The organism is Bordetella genomosp. 9 (genome assembly GCF_002261425.1).
Classification (GTDB): domain Bacteria; phylum Pseudomonadota; class Gammaproteobacteria; order Burkholderiales; family Burkholderiaceae_B; genus Bordetella_C.
In genome coordinates, this window is the sequence record NZ_NEVJ01000003.1 from 731,673 (window position 1) to 749,077 (window position 17,405).

Here is a 17,405-nt window from a genome sequence, read left to right on the forward strand (position 1 = left end):
TGCCGACAAACAGGCGCTGACGAATAGACGATTCCGCGGGCATTCCCCGTTCGATGGTACAAAGTCGCGACTGATCTCGATATCGGCCCGAACTGGCGACAACCAGACCAGTGGCGACAACCCGGTTTCCGGCTCGCGCCGGCAGGCCCCACTCATGGAGACACCATGTCCTCGATATCCGACGCGGAAAAGCAGGCCCGGATCGAACTCGCCGCCTGTCATCGGGTGCTCGCGCATCTGGGCGTGAACGACCTGACCTACAACCATCTTTCGGTCCGCGTCCCGGGCGAACCGGACGCTTTGCTGACCAAACAGGGCACGGAAATGTTCGACGAGGTGACCGCCTCTTCGCTGCGCAAGTATTCGCTGGACGGCACGCCGCTGCACGACGGCCCGCCGCTCAGAGCCGGCGCCCTGGTCATTCACGCCGGCATCCTGCAGGCGCGTCCTGACATCCACGCGGTGTTCCACACCCATACCCCCGCCAATATGGGTGTGTCCTCGCAGAAGCACGGGCTGTTGATGGTCAACCAGCACGCCGTCAAGTTCTACAGGCGGCTGGCGTATCACACCTTCGGCGGCTTCGAATTCAATATGTCGCAGCGCGCGCCCCTGATCGAAAGCCTGGGTCCGCATCGCGTGGCGCTGCTGCGCAACCACGGCGCGCTCGTCTGCGGCCGCACGCTGGGCGAAGCGATGGTCGAACACCAGTTCCTGGAAATGGCCTGCCGCGGCCAGATCGCCGCCCTGGCCGGCGGCGCCGAAGTCACGCTGATCCCCGATGAGATCGCCGCCTACGGCGTCACCCAGGTCACCTACGAAGACGCGGCCGCCGCCGGCGCGAAGGACTGGGCGGCCTGCCTGCGCCTGGCCCATCGACTGGACCCCGCGTTCGCCGAGTAGCGAAGCGTTCAGCCCCGCCGGCCGCGTCTACGCCTGGCCGCGCCGCAGCAGTGCCTGGATGTAGTGGCCGGCTTCGAGGATGTCGCAGCGGATGGCGCGCGCCGTGGCGTCGGCGTCGTTGCGGGCCAGGGCCTCGACGGCTTCGGCGTGGTAGTCCATGCGCTTCAGGTACGGGACGTATTCCGGCAGCACCAGGTTCAGGACCGGACCGCAGCGCAGCCACAGGGTTTCGATGGCGTCCTCGATGATGTCCATGCCGCTCAGCGCATAGATGTGGAAGTGGAAGCGGCGATGGACCTCCAGGTAGCCCTGGTGTCCGTCCACATCGATCAGGCGCTTCATGTCGGCCAGCAGGCCGCGTAGCGTCGCGATGTCCTCTGGCGTCGCGTGGGCGGCGGCTTCCTGGGCCGCCCGGCCTTCCAGTTCGGCCCGCATGATCAGCAGTTGGTGCAGCTGGGTCGCGTCGACTTCGGGCACGACCGCGCCGCCGCCCTGCCCGCCCGTGCCGCGCCGCAGGATGCGTTCGGCCACCAGGTGGTTCACGGCATCGCGCACCGGCGTCAGGCTGATGCCCAATTCCGCCGCCACATCGCGCAGCAGGATGCGGTGGCCGGGTTCGTAGCGGCCGGACAGCAAGGCCTCGCGCAGCGCCGCATAGGCCCGATCCCACAAGGTTTCACGCTCGATCGGCTGCAGCGGCGCCGGCTTCACCGGCGTGCGCGCCGGGCCGGCTGCCGCGCCGGCGGCTTTGACTGGGGACATCTCCCACCCTTCCTGGATCGTTGGATCCGCCTATTTTCGCACCTCGGACCGCCAGGCGCTTGCCTCGCGACGGGTCGTCATTCTCCACCAAAACGGCGATTGTTATTTGTTATAACGAATGATAGTATGCCCTGGAAACGTCGGCCAGAGAGCCACGTCACGCGCCGTCCACGGCGCTCATACGGAGGAGACCCGCATGTCCTTGCTAACCCGATTGGCAGGCGCCCTGGCCTGCGCCTGCGCGGTAACGGCAGCCACCGCCGCATCCGACAACTTCCCCGACCGCCCCATCCGCTTCATCGTTCCCTGGAACGCGGGCGGCTCCAACGACATCGCCGCGCGCGAGCTGCAGCAGATCATCGGTGAACAGCAGAAGATCACCGTCGTCGTCGAAAACGCCCCCGGCGCGACGGGCGCGATCGGCCTGGGCAAGGTCGTCGCCGCCGCGCCCGATGGCTACGTCGTCGGCATGGGCACCAGCTCGACGCTGGCGCAGATCGCGCAAAACCTGACCCCGCTGCGCAACGAACAGTTCGCCCACATCGCCCGCGTATCGACCGACCCGCTGATGCTGCTCGTGTCCAGGGATGGACCAGCCAACCTGGAGCAGTTCCTGGCCCACATGAAGCAGAACCCCGGCAAGGTTTCCATCGGCACGCCCGGCACCAACAACCTCAACCACATCTTTGCCGAGATGACGGCGCGCGCGGCCGGCGTGGCCTACGTGAACGTGCCCTACCCCGGCGGTTCGCGCGTCATCGCCGACCTGGCGGGCAAGCAGATCCAGGCCGCGGTGCTCAAGCCTTCGGAAAGCAAGCCGCAGATCGACGCCGGCTACGTCAGGCCCATCGGCGTCTTCGGCAACGAGCGCCTGCAGGTCTATCCCGACGTCCCCACGTTCAAGGAGAAAGGCTACGACGTTTATCCCTACGGGCCGCTCGTGCAGATGGCCTACGTCGTGGCGCCGGCCGGCGTGTCGCCCGAGGTGCGCAAGCGCCTGGTCGACATCTTCTCCAAGGCCATCCAGAGCGAGAAGTTCAGGACCTTCGCGCAGCAGAACGGTTTCCTGGTCGACGACATGAAGGGCCAGGCCCTGGACGACGAAGTCCGCAACGTGCAGGCCACGCTGAACAGCGTGGCTACCAAGGTATTCAAGCCGCAATGAGGAAACAATGAGCACGATCAAGAAAGTGACCTGCCACGTGGTGGCCGCGCCCGTCGAACGGCCCTTTACGTCCTCGCGCGGCTGGCTGTACAAGACGCGCGGCTCCTGCATCGTCGAAATCGAAACCAGCGACGGCGTGGTCGGCTGGGGCGAGTGCTACGGCCCCGCGCAGGTGTCGCGCGCCTATATCGAATCGCAATACGGACCGCGCATCGTCGGCCGCGACGCCTTCGACGTCGAAGTGATCTGGGAAGACCTCTACAACCGCATCAAGGACTACGGCAATTCCGGCATGGCGATCTCGGCGCTCAGCGGCATCGATATCGCGCTGTGGGACATCATCGGCAAGGTCTGCGGCAAGCCGGTCCACAAGCTGATCGGCGGCGCGCACCGCACCGAAGTGCAGTCCTATGCGACGGGCCTTTACTTCATCGACATGGATCGCCTGATCGAAGAGGCGGTGGAAGAAGCCAGGGACTACGTCGACCAGGGATTCCAGGCCATCAAGATGAAGATCGGCCTGGGATCGCCCAAGCTGGATATCCAGCGCGTGGCGGCGGTGCGCGAAGCCATCGGCGACGATATCCGCCTGATGGTGGACGCCAACCACTGCTTCACCGTGCCGGCCGCCATCCGCCTGGGCCGCGAACTGGAACAGTTGAACGTCGAATGGTTCGAGGAGCCGATCTCGCCGGAAGACCTGGACGGGTATGTGGAAGTGACGCGGGCGCTGGACATGGCGGTGGCCGGCGGGGAAAACGAATTCACCCGCTGGGGCTTCCGCGACATCGTGACCCGCAAGGCCATGGACATCGTGCAGCCGGACGTGTGCGCGGCCGGCGGCATCAGCGAATGCCGCAAGATCGCCGCCCTGGCGCTGGCGCACGGCGTGGAGTGCGTGCCGCATGCCTGGGGTTCGGCGATCGGCCTGGCGGCCACGCTGCATTTCCTGGCCGCCCTGCCCGACCAGCCGCCCAGCTTCCGCCCCATGCCGCCGCTGCTGGAGTTCGAGCAGTGCGAAAACCCCTTCCGCGACCTGCTGACCGTCGAACCCATCGTGCAGCAGCGTGGCGTGGTGCGCATCCCCACCGGCGCGGGACTCGGCATCGAGGTCAAGCGCGAGGTGCTCGACCGTTACCGCGTGGCCTGAGATCCCTATGCGATTCGTATCCTTCCATCGCGGCGATGGCCGTGTGGTGCCGGGTTTCATCGACGACCGGGCCGGCGAACCCTGCGTCGTGGACGTGACGCTGCCCGGCGGCGACGCGTGGGCCGCCGCCTTGCCGGCCGACATGCAGTCCTGGGTCGAGATGGACCTGGAGCGGCTGGCGGCGCGGCTGCGCGACTGCGCTTTTTCCGCGGCGGCGCGCATCCCGCTGGCGGACGCGCGGCTGGCCGCGCCGCTGCCCCGTCCGGGCAAGATCGTCGGCGCCGCCTTCAACTACCACGACGCCCTGAAGGAACGCGGCATGCCGCCGCCCGATACGCCGGTGATCTTCATCAAGTCGGGACGCACGGTGATCGGGCCCGGCGACCCCGTGCGCCTGGCGCCGGACGTGGGCAACGTCACCTACGAAGCGGAGCTGGCGGTGGTGATCGGCCGTACGGCCCTGCGCATCGACGCGGCGCGGGCCATGGAGCACGTCGCCGGCTACCTGACGCTGAACGACGTCAGCGCCAGCGATATGGTGCGCGCGGACAAGGCCTTCGTGCGCGGCAAGAACCAGCCCACCTTCTGCCCCTGCGGCCCGTGGATCGCCACGCCCGGCGACGTGCCCGCGCCCGGCGCGCTGGGCGTCACCTTGACGCTGGACGGCACGGTGCGGCAGTCGGGCAATACCGCGGACCTGGTATTCGGCATCGCCGAGCTCATCGCGTATGCGTCCACCCAGATGCCGCTGGATCCAGGCGATATCATTGCCACGGGCACGCCCGCAGGCGTAGCCATCTCCCACCAACCCGCGGCATGGCTGCGGCCCGGCTCGACGATGATCGCCGAAGTCCAGGGCCTGGGCGCGCTGCGCACCCCGATTCTTGCAAGCGAGTCCTGATGAACGCCAAACCCATCGTGTTGCTGACCAGCGCCATCCATCCCGACGAACACGCCCGCCTGGCCGGGCATGCGACTGTGCAGGTGGCGCCGGACGCCAAGCCCGCCACGCTGAACGCCGCGGCCGCCGATGCGGTGGGCATCATCGTGCGCAATCCCCTGCCGGCCGATATCTTCGACCACGCGCCGCATCTGAAGGGTGTAGTGCGCCACGGCGTCGGCCTGGACATGATTCCGATGGATGCCGCCAACCGGCATCGCGTGCCGGTCGCCAACATTCCCGGCGCCAATACGGCGTCGGTGGTCGAGTACTGCCTGGCATCCATACTGCATCTGCGGCGGCGGCTGGCGCAGGTCGACGCCATGCTGCGCACGCAGGGCTGGGCGCCGGCGCGCGCCTTCGGCGAAGCCGGCGACGAGTTGGCCGGCGCCACGCTGGGCATCGTGGGCGTGGGTGCGATCGGCAGCCGCCTGGCCGCGTTGGCGCAGGCGCTGGACATGCGGGTGCTCGGCTTGACGCGGCGTCCGGAAACCCTGCCTGCCGGCGTGCAGGCGGTCGACAAGGCCACGCTGATGCGCGAGGCCGACGTGATCGTGCTGGCCTGCCCCTTGAACGAACAGACGCGCGGCTTGATCGACGCGCAGGCGCTGGCGCTGGCCAAGCCGGGTGCGCTGCTGATCAATGTTTCGCGCGGCCCCGTGATCGATACGGCCGCGTTGACGGCAGCCTTGCGCGAGGGCCGCCTGGGCGGCGCCGCGCTGGACGTGCATGACGTGCAGCCGATCCCCGCCGACGCGGAAATCCTGCAACAGTCCGGGGTATTGCTGACCCCGCACATGGCGGGCTCCACCACCGCCAGCATGCGCCGCATGAGCCGGGGCGCCGTGGATGAAATGCTGCGCATCCTGCGCGGGGAAGCGCCGCTGAACTGGGTGAACAAGGCCGAAGTCGCCTAGCCGCCGCGCGCCATGTCGACCGGGCAAGGACAGCGGCGGCGAAGGCGATGAAGGCAAAGGCGAAGCAAAAGACGAAGACGAAGAAAACGAGAGGACGACTGGAGGAACACATGCGCATCACCGACATCAAGGCCGTACCTATTTCCTTTCCCGTGCCGGAAAACAAATCCGTGCGGCTGGGCATCGGCCGCAGCGTCAAGCGCGACGCCGTGCTGGTGTGCGTGGACACGGATGAAGGCGTCACCGGCTGGGGCGAAGCGCACCATGGGCGCTGTCCCGGCGCCATCGCCAGGCTGATCGACACCACCATCCGTGAACTGGTCCTGGGCATGGACCCGCGCGACGTCAGCGGCGTCACCGCGCGCGTGCTGAAAATGCAATTCGCCAGCCATGGCATGGGCGCCGCATCCGCGCTGGCGCTGAGCGGCCTGGACCTGGCCCTGTGGGATATCCGTTGCCAGCTGACCGGCTGGCCGCTGTACCGCCTGCTGGGGGGCGCGGCCAAGCCCATCAAGGCCTATGCCGGCGGCATCGCGCTGGGCTGGCAGGCGCCGGAAAGCCTGGCGCAGGAAGCGTTGGGGCTGGTGGAGCAAGGCTACCGGGCGCTGAAGCTGCGCGTGGGCGATACGCCCGCGCGCGACATCGCGCGCGTGCAGGCCGTGCGCGCGGCGGTGGGCGCGGACGTCGACATCCTGGTCGACGCCAATACCAACTACAGCATCGAGGACGTGCGCCGCGTGATGCCGGCTTACGAGGATTGCCAGGTGATCTGGCTGGAAGAACCCTTCCCCGCCCATGACCACCAGGCCTACGCCACCGCCGCCAGGCTGGGCCGCGTGCCGCTGGCGGCCGGCGAAAACCACTACACCCGCTACGAGTTCGGTCCCCTGCTGCAATCGGGCAGCGTGGGCTACGTGCAGCCCGACCTGTCCAAGGTGGGCGGCGTCACGGAAGCGATGCGGGTGGCGGCCATGGCGGCGGCGCTGAAGCTGTCGGTGAATCCGCATACCTCGGCGACGGCCATCAATATGGCGAACTCCATCCATTACCTGTGCGCGGTGGACAACCCCGGGTATTTCGAGGCGGACGTCACCGCCTTGAACCCGTTCCGCGATGAGATGATGGACCGCGCGCCCTACACGCTGGACCAGAACGGCTGCGTGCAGCCGCATGAGGGCGTGGGCATAGGCTTGCGCATCGACGCGGCATTCCTGGCGGCGCATCCGCTGATCGAAGGGCCTTGCTACGTGTGAGGAGACTGGCGCGCATCTGGACGGCGGCCTATGAAGCACGGCATCTGGACGGCGGCATAGCTATTTCGTAGAATGAAATCAATTTCATTCTACGAAATACCGCCGCGATGCATCCCATTCCCGAAGACACGCTGGTCCGGCACGTCCTGTCGCTGCAGACGCGCCCGGTTTCGCCGGCCACCCGGCAGCGCCTGGCGCAGGCCCTGCTGGACTGGTACACCGCGGGCTGGTCCGGCATGCCGCTGGATGCGGCCAGCCGACTGCGCGGACTGGCGCTGCGGTGCCACCCAGGCGCCGGCACGGCGGCGGTGTTCGGCGGCACGCCCGACGGCGGTACCGGCGCGGGCATGAACGCCATGGCGGCCGCGTTCGCCAATGCCGGCATCGCGCACCTGCGCGAGATCGACGACGCGCATCGGGCGGCCATGCTGCATCCCGGCATCGTCGCAGTCTCTCCCGTGCTGGCCCTGGCGGCCGAACGGCACGTCACGCAGCGGCGCGCGGCCGACGCCATCATCGCGGGCTATGAAGTATCCCTGCGCGTGGGCGAAGCCCTGGGCACGCGGCACGCGGCCAATTTCCACGCCACCGCGACCGCGGGCGCGCTGGGCGCCGCGGCGGCCGCCGGCGTGGCGTTGGGACTGACGGCCGGACAATTGCACCACGCGCTGGGCATCGCCGCCACGCAGGCCGCCGGCCTGTGGCAGCTGGTGGACGACAATGCGCACGAATCGAAATCGCTGCATCCGGCCATGGCGGTGCGCAACGGGCTGACGGCGGCCCATGCCGCGCAGGCCGGATTTCCCGGCGCGCGCGCCTTCTTCACCGGCAAGCGCGGCATGTATGCCCTGCTGGCCGGCGACGGCGACATCGCCGCGCTGGACGGCGCATGCGACGCGCCGGAGCGCATCAACACCGCCACCATCAAGGCCTGGCCCTGCTGCGCGCAGTTGTTCACGCCGCTGGATGCGGCGCAGGAACTGCGGCAGGAACATGCCGTGCGGGCCGAGGACATCGCCGCCGTCGAAGTGACGATATTCCCGCACGCCCTGAAGATCGCCGGCGTGCACTGGCCTGCCAAGCCGGCCGAGGCGGCCTTCTGCCTGCGCTACGTCGTGGCGCGCGTGCTGATGACGGGGAGCCTGACCATCGAGGACATGGAAGCGCCCGACCTGGATTCGGCGGCCTTGCTCGCGCTGGCCGAGCGGATCACGGTGAAGACCGACGAGCAGTTCCAGCAGGTGTTCCCCCGCAAGCGGCCCGGACGCGTGACGCTGTCCATGCGGGATGGCAGGACCCTGAGCGCGCTGCGCGAACTGCGGCGCGGCGATCCTGAGCTGCCTTATGACTGGGCCGGGATGCTGGCCCGCATGCGTGCGTTCGCGCCCGCGATGGACGACCGCGCGGCCACGGCGATCGCCGCCTGGTGCGCGCGCCTGGCCGATCCGGCGCATGACGCCGAACGCTGCGATCCCGATCCCGCTCTGTTCACCGTGTAGGGGCCGGTAGAGACCAGCGTTCAGCGCGGCACCGTCGCCGAAAACCCCTGCGCGGCCAGTTCGGCGCGCACGATGTCGACCGCCTTCAACTGCGCCTGCTGGTTATGGCGCGACGCCAGTCCCAGCACCACCATCGAGCCGATGAACGTGCCGTCCGCCTCGAACACCGGCACCGCCACCGAGGCCATCTCGGCGACGCGTTCGGCGCGCGTCATCGCGTAGCCCTTTTCGCGTATGGTCTTCGCCTGCGGCGTATCGCCGCCCGTGAAGGCCAGCAGGATGTGCGCGGAAGATCCGCCGTCCTTCAGCGGGATCCTGGTGCCCACTTCCACGTGATGCCGGACCTCCTGCAAGGTGTTCTCCCGGTACAGGCAGATGCGCTCGTCGCCGCTGCGCACGTAGAGCGCCGCGGTTTCGCCGGTCTGCCGCACCACATTGCGCAGCACCGGCTGGATGCGCGCGCCCACGTCGAACGTCTGCCGGTACAGCATCCCCAGATGCAGCGTGGCCGGTCCCAGCGCGTAGCTGCCGCTCTCGAAGCGGTGGATGAGGCGCGCGCGCACCAGCACGCCCAGCAGCCTCAACAGCGTGGCCTTGTCCAGGCCGGTCCGTTCGGCGAGCTCGCCCAGCGACAGCTGCAGCGCGTCGGCGCCGAAGCTTTCCAGGATGCTGATGCCGCGTTCGAGCACGCCGACAGGCGGCGTAGGGATGTTTTTGCTTGACACGTTGAATCCCTGCTCCTATATTTTCGCTCAATAAAACCTATTTTAACCAATGAAACGACAGCGCGGTATCGCAATTACCGCCCTGTCCGCATCAGGAGACAAGTATCGCTTGCGGCGGCGCCTGAGCGGCCCGCGGCGAACGAGACACCCGCCATGGCCGAACAACCCTCTTCCCTGCTGGCCGCCCTGGCGGCTGTCGTGGGCGATGCCCACGTCCTGACCGCGGCGGCCGATACCGCCCCCTATGTCGCGGAATGGCGCGGCCATTATCCCGGCATCGCGCGGGCCGTCGTGCGGCCGGCCGATACGGGACAGGTCGCGGCGGTCGTCCGCCTGTGTGCCGAGGCTGGCGTGCCGGTGGTGCCGCAGGGCGGCAACACCGGCCTGGTAGGCGGATCCACGCCCGACGACTCCGGCGGCGAAATCGTCATCAGCCTGGGCCGCATGACGGCGGTGCGCAATGTCGATCCCGCCGGCAACAGCATGACGCTGGAAGCGGGCTGCACCATACTCGCCGCGCAACAGGCCGCGGCGGAGTACCGCCGGCTGTTTCCGCTTTCGCTGGCATCCGAAGGCAGCGCGACCATCGGCGGCGCGCTGTCGACCAACGCCGGCGGCGAACAGGTGCTGCGCTACGGCAATACCCGCGACCTGGCCCTGGGCCTGGAAGTCGTGCTCGCCGATGGCCGCGTCCTGGACGCCCTGACCACGCTGCGCAAGGACAACACCGGCTACGACCTCAAGCAGCTTTTCATCGGCGCGGAAGGCACGCTGGGTATCGTCACCGCCGCCGCGTTCAAGCTCTACGCCATGCCGCGGCAGACGGTCACCGGCTGGGTGGCGCTGCCCGAGCCGCGCGCGGCGGTCGACCTGCTGGCGATGCTGACCGACGCGGTGGGCGAACGCGTGACGGCCTTCGAACTGCTGGGACGCGAGGCGCTGGACCAGGTCCTGGCCCACGCGACCGCCGGCATGCGCGATCCGCTGGGCGGCAGCTATCCCTGGGCGGTGCTGTTCGACGTATCCGAGACCTCGGCCGCCCTGGACCCGACCGGGCCGGTGGAAGAAGTCCTGGGGCGCGCGCTCGAACAGGGCCTGGCCACCGATGCCGCATTGGCGGCGTCCGGCCGCCAGGCGCAGGAATTCTGGGCCCTGCGCGAACACGTGCCGGAAGCGCAGCGGCTGCACGGCCCGTCGATCAAGCACGATATCTCCGTGCCCGTCACGGCCATCCCGAACTTCATCGACGCCGCGGGCACGGCCTTGCGCGACGCCGTGCCAGGCATACGCATCGTCTGCTTCGGCCACGTCGGCGACGGCAATCTTCATTACAACCAGAGCAAGCCCGCCGGCATGGCCGACGCGGCGTTTCGCGCACGGGCGCCGGACATCCACGACATCGTCCATGGCATCGCCGCGCGCATGCACGGATCCATATCCGCCGAGCACGGCATAGGCCGGCTCAAGCAGGACGCCTTCCTGCGGCACAAGTCGCCGGTGGCCGTCGACCTGATGGCGCGCGTGAAAGCCGCGCTCGATCCGCAGGGCCTGTTCAATCCCGGCCGGGTCCTGCCCCGCGCCCGGCAGGCCTGACGCTTCCCTTTTCCAACGTTCCGATTCAACGTTCCTTTTCAACGTTCCCTTCCAACGTTTCTTCTTCTCCCTCGAGGTCGACGATGCCAGTTTCAGTATTCGACATGCAATCGCTCCAGCATCTGTGGAGCACGGATGAACTACGGGCCATTTTCTCCGAAGAAAATCGCGTGCAGAAATGGCTGGATTTCGAAGCCGCCCTGGCGGCCGCGCAAGCGGAGCTGGGCATCATCCCGGCCGCGGCCGCGCGCGAGATCGCTGAAAAAGCCAAGGTGGGGAACATCGACATCGGCAAGATGTCCGCCGAGATCCGCCGTATCAAGCATGCGCTGGTGCCGGCGCTCAGGCAGCTGCAGGCCTGCTGCAGCGCCGAGAACGGCGAATGGGTGCACTACGGCGCCACCACCCAGGACGTGGTCGATACCGGCGTGGCGCTGCAGCTGAAGGAAGTCCATGCGGTGGTACTGCGCGACGTGCAGGCGGTCGGCCGGGAACTGGCGCGCCTGGCGCGCACGCACCGGGACACGCCCATGGTCGGCCGCACGCACGGCGTGCAGGCGCTGCCCATCACCTTCGGCCACAAATGCGCCGTGTGGCTGGACGAGATGGGCCGGCACCACCAGCGCCTGAAGGAATGCGAACCGCGCGTGCTGGTCGGCATGGTGGCGGGCGCGGTGGGCAGCCAGGCATCGCTGGGCGAACAGGCCGCCGAGGTCGAAGCGCGCACGCTGCGCAAACTGGGCCTGGGCGCGCCGTCCATCAGCTGGGCGTCGGCGCGCGACCGCTTCACCGAATACGCCAACCTGCTGGCCATGATAGGCGCCACGCTGTCCAAGATCGGCAACGAACTCTTCAACATGCAGCGCAACGAGATCGCCGAAGTCGAGGAAGCCTTTTCCGACGGCAAGCTGGGCTCGTCGACCATGCCGCACAAGCGTAACCCGACCTCATCCGAAAACCTGGCGGCGCTGTCGCGGCCGCTGCGCTACAACGCGAGCCTGATGCTGGAAGGCATGGTGCAGGAAGGCGAACGCGACGGCATCGCCTGGAAGATGGAATGGAAGGCCCTGCCCGAGTGCTGCGTCATCGCCGGCGCCATGCTGTTCCAGGCGAAGAACCTGTTGGCAGGATTGCGGGTCGACGAAGCCGGCATGGGCCGGAACCTGGACCTGATGCGCGGCTATCTGTTGTCCGAACGCGTCATGCTCGAACTGAGCAGCCGGGTCGGCAAGCAGACCGCGCATGAATGGATATACGAAGCCTCCATGGACGGCATCACGAACAAGCGGGATTTCGCCGACGCCATGCGCCAGCACAAGGCGCTCGCCGGCCTGCTGGGCGAAGACGAGATCCGCCGCCTGACCGATCCCGCGGGCTACCTGGGCCAGTGCGGCGCGTCCGTGGACCGGATGCTGGCCGAGCAGGAAGCGGCGGGCTGGCTGCGCGCCTGACATAAAACATAAAGAGGAGACAACACCATGGATCAGGATCATCCGGCCTTATCACCGGCCCGAAGGCGCCTGCTGCTGACCGGGGCCCTGGGGGCCGCCGGCATGCTCGGCGCCGGCATCTCCGTGTCGCGCGCCAACGCGGCGGCGACCGCCTTTCCCGAACGGCCGATCACGCTGGCCGTCGGCTTCCCGCCGGGCGGCGGCGGCGACCTGTACGGCCGCCTGATCGCCACCGCCATGGGCCGCACGCTGAAGCAGACCGTCGTGGTCGAGAACAAGGCCGGCGCGGGCGGCAACATCGCGGCCGGGCTGGTCGCCAAGTCGCCGCCGGACGGCTACACCATCCTGCTGGCGATGAGCGGCAACCTGGCGGTGTCGCCGGCGCTCAAGCCCGCCAGCCTGCCCTACAAGGTGCCCGACGACTTCGCGCCGATCGGCCTGATCCTGGAAGCGCCTCACGGCCTGTTCGTCTCGCCGAATTCGAAGTTCAAGACCGCCCGGGAATTGCTGACGGCGGCGAAGACCAAGGAAATGACGTTCGCCTCCACCGGCGCCGGCGGCGCCGCGCACATCGGCATGGAGCGCATCAAGGAGCTCGGCAAGCTGAAACTGCTGCACATCCCCTATCGGGGCTCCGGGCCGGCCATCACCGACCTGCTGGGCGGCCAGGTGGACATGTTCTTCGCCACCGCGTCGCCGCTGATGCCGCAGGTGCGCCAGGGCGCCCTGCGCCTGCTGGCGGTGTCCGGCGAGCGCCGCAACCCCAGCCTGCCCGACGTGCCCACCTTCAAGGAGCTGGGCGTGGATATGACGCTGACGCAGTGGTACGGCCTGGCCGCCCCGGCCGGCACCCCGCCGGATGTCCTGCGCGTGCTGTCGACCCACCTGAGCAAGGCGCTGACCGATCCGCAGGTGCGCGAGGTCATCCGCCGCGACGCCGCGGTCGAGCGCGATCTGCCGCTGGACCGGTTCACCGCCTATATCGACCGCGACATCGCGCAGTACCGCACCGTCGCCACCCCCGACCTGTTGAAGCAAATCGGCGCATAGCGCCGCGAAGGATCACCGACACATGCCATTCGCTACCCTGATCTCCGTCCAGGAGTTGGCCAAGCTGCAAGCGCGCGACGACGCCCGCCTGCTCATCGTCGATTGCCGCTTCGACCTGATGAACCCGACGGCGGGAAGCCAGGCCTACCAACGCGCACATCTGCCCGGCGCGCACTATCTGCATCTGGAACACGACCTGAGCGGCGCGGTTACCGGCCGCAACGGCCGGCATCCGCTGCCGGACCGCGCGGCCCTGGCGGAACGCCTGGCGGCGCTGGGCATGAACGGCGACACGCAGCTCGTGGCCTACGACGACGCCGGCGGCATGTATGCCGCGCGCCTGTGGTGGCTGGCGCGCTGGCTGGGCCATCGGGACGTCGCCGTGCTGGATGGCGGCATGGCCGCCTGGACGGCCGCCGGCCTGCCCATGACCGACGCCGCCACGGCCGTGCCGCCCAGGCCCGGCAACCTGCGCGCCGGCACGCCGCTGGTGGACACCGTGTCGCACCAGGACGTCCGCGACAACCTGCGCACGCGCGAACGGCTGGTGGTCGACGCCCGCGCACCCGACCGCTTCCGCGGCGAGAACGAAACCATCGATCCGGTGGGCGGCCACATCCCGGGCGCGCGCAACCGGCTGTTCCGCGACAACCTCGATGCCACGGGACGCTTCCGCGCGCCGGACGAACTGCGCGACGCCTACACCACATTGCTGGGAGGACGCCGGCCGGACCAGATGATCAACCAATGCGGCTCCGGCGTCACCGCCTGCCATAACCTCCTGGCCATGGAAATCGCCGGCCTGGCGGGCGCCGCGCTGTATCCTGGCTCCTGGAGCGAATGGTGCGTGCAGGATGGCGCGCCGGTCGCCACCGGTCACGCCGAATGAACGACGATTGAACGAAGACTGAACGACGATCGAACCCCGACTGAACGCCGATGAAACCTGATTCCCCATCCGATCCTTCCTGGGCCGCGATGCGGCCGCACAGCGCACACTGGGGCGTGTTCCAGGCTGCCTGGCGGGATGGCGCCCTGGCCGTGCGGCCGCATCCCGGCGATCCCGATCCGAATCCGCTGATCGACAACCTGACCGATGCCGTGGGCCATCGCGCCCGCGTCACCACGCCGATGGTGCGGCGCGGCTGGCTGGAGCGCGGTCCCGGGCCCGACGACCGGCGCGGCCGCGACGACTTCGTCGCCATGCCTTGGGACGAAGTGCTGGACCGCCTGGCCGCCGAGCTCGTGCGGGTGCGCGATCGCCACGGCCCGGAGGCGGTGTTCGGCGGCTCCTATGGATGGTCCAGCGCGGGCCGCTTCCACCATGCGCAGAGCCAGGTCCACCGATTCCTGAATACCGCGCTGGGCGGCTACGTGCGTTCGGTCAACAGCTACAGCGCCGGCGCCTCGGCGGTCATCCTGCCGCACATCCTGGGCAGCATGGACGACGTGGCGCGCCGCAACGTCACGTGGGAGCAGATCGTCGAGCACACCGACGTGGTGCTGTCGTTCGGCGGCATGGCGTTGAAGAATTCGCGCGTGGCCAGCGGCGGCATCAGCCGCCACATCGAGCGCGAGTCCATGGCCCGCGCCGCGGCGCGCGGCTGCCGCTTCGTCTCGATCAGTCCGCTGCGCGGCGATATGCCGCTGGAGTCGCACGCCGAATGGCTGGCCATCGTGCCGGGCACGGATACCGCCCTGATGCTGGCGCTGGCCTACGTGCTGGCCACCGAAGGGCTGCACGAGCGCGGATTCCTGGCGGCGTACTGCGACGGTTGGGAAACCTTCGAAGCCTATCTGCTGGGACGCGCCGACGGCGTGCCGAAGACGCCTGCATGGGCGGCGCCCATCTGCGGCCTGTCCGCCGACGCCATCCACGACCTGGCGCGATCGCTGCCCGGCAAGCGCGTGCTGGTCACCGTGGCCCATGCGCTGCAGCGCGCCGAACACGGCGAACAGCCGATCTGGATGGGCGCGGTGCTGGCCGCCATGCTGGGCCAGATCGGCCTGCCGGGCGGCGGCTATGCCTATGCCCTTGGCACCCTGGCGCATTACGGCAAGCGCATGAACGCGGTGCCCATCGCCGCCTTGCCGCAAGGCGCCAACGGGGTCAAGGCCTTTATTCCGGTGGCGCGCATCGCCGACATGCTGCTGCATCCCGGCGAGCCATTCGACTACAACGGCAAGCGCCACACCTATCCGCACATCCGGCTGGCCTACTGGGCCGGCGGCAATCCCTTCCATCACCATCAGGACCTGGGACGGCTGGCGCGGGCGTTCCGCACGCTGGATACCTTCGTCGTCCACGAACTGGGCTGGACCGCCACGGCGCGGCACGCCGATATCGTGCTGCCCTGCACGATGACAGTCGAACGCGAGGATATCGGCGCCGCGCCCACCGATCCGCTGATGGTGGCCATGCACAGGATCGCGCCGCCGCATGGCCAGGCGCGCGACGACTACGACATCTTCGCCGACCTGTCCGAACGCCTGGGCACGCGCCAGGCCTATACCGAAGGCCGCACCAGCGGCGAGTGGCTGCGCCATTTGTACGAACGCACGCGCGCCGCCCTGCAGGAACGCGGCCTGGATGCTCCCGATTTCGACACCTTCTGGGCGCGTGGCGAACTCGTGCTGCCGCAGCAGGACGACGACGGCGGCATCCTGCGCGCCTTCCGCGACGACCCGGCGGGAAAGCCGCTGCCCACGCCCAGCGGCCGCATACAGATATCGTCGCCCACGGTGGCGGGCTTCGGCTACGCCGATTGTCCCGGGCATCCCGCATGGCTGCCCGCCAGCGACGCGCCCAGCGGGGATCATCCGCTATACCTGGTGGCCAACCAGCCGGCCACCCGCCTGCACAGCCAACTGGATTTCGGCGCGCACAGCGCCGCCAACAAACGCCGTGGGCGCGAAGTCTGCACCATGCATCCGGCCGACGCCCAGGCCAGGGGCATAGGCGAAGCGGACATCATCGAGCTCTACAACGAACGCGGCAGCTGCCTGGCCTGCGTCACGCTCAGCGATGGCGTGCGGCCCGGCGTGGTGCGGCTACCGACCGGCGCCTGGTACGACCCGGCCCCGGCGCGGGACGCGTCGGCGCGCCCCTTCTGCATGCACGGCAATCCCAACGTGCTGACGCGCGACGTCGGCACGTCGGCGCTGGCGCAGGGTTGCACCGGGCAGCTTACCGCCGTGCAGGTGCGCCGCTACGATGGGCCGACGCCGCCGGTGCGCGCTTACGACCCGCCGGCGGCCGCTCGGGAGGTACCGCAAGCCGCGTCATGATCTCGCCGGCATGCCGGGGGCCGGCGGCGATGCCGCTCAACAGCAGCGACATCGAAAAGTGGATCACCTGCTCGACGTCCACCGGCCTGTCCTCGGCATTCATGCGATCGCCGATGATCAGCGTCGCCAGCCCGTGCTCCACCGACCACGCCGCGTGCGTCACCAGCGTCATGTCCGCGGCGGTCCAGCCATGGTCGCGCGCGTAGTCGCGGAACGACGCCGCGAATAGCTCGAAGGATTCGTTGCTGGCGTCGGCCAGCTCCGCATACTCGGTCTTGCCCAGTACGCGCGGCCCTATCATCAGGTCGAACAGGCCCTTGTGATCCTGCGCGAAGCGGACGTAGATGCGCATCATCTCGTAGGCGCGCGCCAGGCTGCCGTCCACCCGCGCCAGGGCCTGCCTGCGCAGCACGATCAGGTCGCGGAAGCCGCTGGCCGCGATGGCCGCCAGCAGGCCTTTCTTGCCGTCGAAATGGCGTGACGGCGCCGCCTCGGACACGCCCACCGCCCGCGCAAGCTGCCGCAGGCTCATATCGTGGACGCCGGCGGTCTCCAGCTCGCGCCGCGCCTCGGCGATCAGGGCGCTGCGCAGGTCTCCGTGATGATAGGGCGCCGGCGCGGCGCTGCTGCTCTTCTTTGCCAACTGGGCGTTCCTCTGTCTGACCATCGCTCGACTGTAATCCGCGCTGCATTTTATCCACGGCCGCGA

15 protein-coding genes are annotated in these 17,405 nt (G+C 68.7%); 12 read left to right on the forward strand and 3 right to left on the reverse strand.

What is annotated here, in order from left to right:
• Positions 1-165 precede the first annotated feature (165 nt).
• On the forward strand, positions 166-903 hold the full coding sequence (locus CAL26_RS14530; RefSeq protein ID WP_094847592.1) for a class II aldolase/adducin family protein: 738 nt from the start codon (positions 166-168) through the stop codon (positions 901-903).
• Between the two features lie 27 nt (positions 904-930).
• On the opposite strand, the gene CAL26_RS14535 is transcribed toward CAL26_RS14530, so the two are convergent.
• Positions 931-1,665 (reverse strand): GntR family transcriptional regulator, encoded by a 735-nt coding sequence (locus CAL26_RS14535; RefSeq protein ID WP_094847593.1) that lies wholly within the window; start codon positions 1,663-1,665, stop codon positions 931-933.
• A gap of 196 nt (positions 1,666-1,861) precedes the next feature.
• On the opposite strand from CAL26_RS14535, the gene CAL26_RS14540 reads away from it, so the two are divergent.
• From CAL26_RS14540 to CAL26_RS14565, 6 genes are all read left to right on the forward strand, one after another.
• Positions 1,862-2,830, forward strand: coding sequence for a tripartite tricarboxylate transporter substrate binding protein (locus tag CAL26_RS14540; RefSeq protein WP_094847594.1), 969 nt, complete (start codon positions 1,862-1,864; stop codon positions 2,828-2,830).
• Between the two features lie 7 nt (positions 2,831-2,837).
• A complete protein-coding gene (locus CAL26_RS14545; RefSeq protein WP_094847595.1) occupies positions 2,838-3,980 on the forward strand; it encodes a mandelate racemase/muconate lactonizing enzyme family protein in 1,143 nt (380 codons plus the stop codon).
• A 7-nt stretch (positions 3,981-3,987) separates the two neighbouring features.
• Positions 3,988-4,881 carry a fumarylacetoacetate hydrolase family protein gene (locus tag CAL26_RS14550; RefSeq protein WP_094847596.1) on the forward strand — a complete coding sequence of 298 codons (894 nt, stop codon included), beginning with the start codon at positions 3,988-3,990 and terminating at the stop codon, positions 4,879-4,881.
• On the forward strand, positions 4,881-5,837 hold the full coding sequence (locus tag CAL26_RS14555; RefSeq protein WP_094847597.1) for an NAD(P)-dependent oxidoreductase: 957 nt from the start codon (positions 4,881-4,883) through the stop codon (positions 5,835-5,837). Before CAL26_RS14550 ends, CAL26_RS14555 begins: the two co-directional genes overlap by 1 nt.
• A 110-nt stretch (positions 5,838-5,947) precedes the next feature.
• Entirely contained in the window at positions 5,948-7,090 is a 1,143-nt protein-coding gene (locus CAL26_RS14560; RefSeq protein ID WP_094847598.1) for a mandelate racemase/muconate lactonizing enzyme family protein, read from the forward strand.
• 107 nt (positions 7,091-7,197) lie between these two features.
• Positions 7,198-8,589, forward strand: coding sequence for an MmgE/PrpD family protein (locus tag CAL26_RS14565; protein WP_094847599.1), 1,392 nt, complete (start codon positions 7,198-7,200; stop codon positions 8,587-8,589).
• 20 nt (positions 8,590-8,609) lie between these two features.
• On the opposite strand, the gene CAL26_RS14570 is transcribed toward CAL26_RS14565, so the two are convergent.
• Positions 8,610-9,314, reverse strand: a complete 705-nt coding sequence (locus CAL26_RS14570; RefSeq protein ID WP_256988438.1) for an IclR family transcriptional regulator — start codon at positions 9,312-9,314, stop codon at positions 8,610-8,612.
• 153 nt (positions 9,315-9,467) lie between these two features.
• On the opposite strand from CAL26_RS14570, the gene CAL26_RS14575 reads away from it, so the two are divergent.
• From CAL26_RS14575 to CAL26_RS14595, 5 genes are all read left to right on the forward strand, one after another.
• The gene (locus CAL26_RS14575) at positions 9,468-10,907 is read left to right on the forward strand and encodes an FAD-binding oxidoreductase (protein WP_094847601.1); all 1,440 of its coding nucleotides are present in this window, start codon (positions 9,468-9,470) and stop codon (positions 10,905-10,907) included.
• An 83-nt stretch (positions 10,908-10,990) separates the two neighbouring features.
• Positions 10,991-12,358, forward strand: a complete 1,368-nt coding sequence (gene purB / locus CAL26_RS14580; RefSeq protein WP_094847602.1) for an adenylosuccinate lyase — start codon at positions 10,991-10,993, stop codon at positions 12,356-12,358.
• Positions 12,359-12,385: 27 nt separating this feature from the next.
• Positions 12,386-13,408 (forward strand): Bug family tripartite tricarboxylate transporter substrate binding protein, encoded by a 1,023-nt coding sequence (locus CAL26_RS14585; RefSeq protein ID WP_256988439.1) that lies wholly within the window; start codon positions 12,386-12,388, stop codon positions 13,406-13,408.
• 22 nt (positions 13,409-13,430) lie between these two features.
• Positions 13,431-14,297 carry a sulfurtransferase gene (locus tag CAL26_RS14590; RefSeq protein WP_094847603.1) on the forward strand — a complete coding sequence of 289 codons (867 nt, stop codon included), beginning with the start codon at positions 13,431-13,433 and terminating at the stop codon, positions 14,295-14,297.
• 50 nt (positions 14,298-14,347) lie between these two features.
• Entirely contained in the window at positions 14,348-16,696 is a 2,349-nt protein-coding gene (locus tag CAL26_RS14595) for a molybdopterin guanine dinucleotide-containing S/N-oxide reductase (protein ID WP_094847604.1), read from the forward strand.
• Here the strand turns inward: CAL26_RS14595 and CAL26_RS14600 are convergent.
• Positions 16,596-17,339: a TetR/AcrR family transcriptional regulator gene (locus tag CAL26_RS14600; RefSeq protein ID WP_179283366.1), complete on the reverse strand. Its 744-nt coding sequence runs from the start codon at positions 17,337-17,339 to the stop codon at positions 16,596-16,598. The genes CAL26_RS14595 and CAL26_RS14600 overlap by 101 nt on opposite strands.
• Between the last annotated feature and the right edge of the window lie 66 nt (positions 17,340-17,405).

Bases quoted from the DNA above. Each gene is read 5' to 3' on its own strand.
- CAL26_RS14555 (WP_094847597.1), top strand. From the start codon at position 4,881: ATGAACGCCAAACCCATCGTGTTGCTGACCAGCGCCATCCATCCCGAC.
- CAL26_RS14540 (WP_094847594.1), top strand. From the start codon at position 1,862: ATGTCCTTGCTAACCCGATTGGCAGGCGCCCTGGCCTGCGCCTGCGCG.
- CAL26_RS14595 (WP_094847604.1), top strand. From the start codon at position 14,348: ATGAAACCTGATTCCCCATCCGATCCTTCCTGGGCCGCGATGCGGCCG.
- CAL26_RS14585 (WP_256988439.1), top strand. From the start codon at position 12,386: ATGGATCAGGATCATCCGGCCTTATCACCGGCCCGAAGGCGCCTGCTG.
- CAL26_RS14535 (WP_094847593.1), bottom strand. From the start codon at position 1,665: ATGTCCCCAGTCAAAGCCGCCGGCGCGGCAGCCGGCCCGGCGCGCACG.
- CAL26_RS14575 (WP_094847601.1), top strand. From the start codon at position 9,468: ATGGCCGAACAACCCTCTTCCCTGCTGGCCGCCCTGGCGGCTGTCGTG.
- CAL26_RS14545 (WP_094847595.1), top strand. From the start codon at position 2,838: ATGAGCACGATCAAGAAAGTGACCTGCCACGTGGTGGCCGCGCCCGTC.
- purB (WP_094847602.1), top strand. From the start codon at position 10,991: ATGCCAGTTTCAGTATTCGACATGCAATCGCTCCAGCATCTGTGGAGC.
- CAL26_RS14560 (WP_094847598.1), top strand. From the start codon at position 5,948: ATGCGCATCACCGACATCAAGGCCGTACCTATTTCCTTTCCCGTGCCG.
- CAL26_RS14530 (WP_094847592.1), top strand. From the start codon at position 166: ATGTCCTCGATATCCGACGCGGAAAAGCAGGCCCGGATCGAACTCGCC.
- CAL26_RS14565 (WP_094847599.1), top strand. From the start codon at position 7,198: ATGCATCCCATTCCCGAAGACACGCTGGTCCGGCACGTCCTGTCGCTG.
- CAL26_RS14550 (WP_094847596.1), top strand. From the start codon at position 3,988: ATGCGATTCGTATCCTTCCATCGCGGCGATGGCCGTGTGGTGCCGGGT.
- CAL26_RS14590 (WP_094847603.1), top strand. From the start codon at position 13,431: ATGCCATTCGCTACCCTGATCTCCGTCCAGGAGTTGGCCAAGCTGCAA.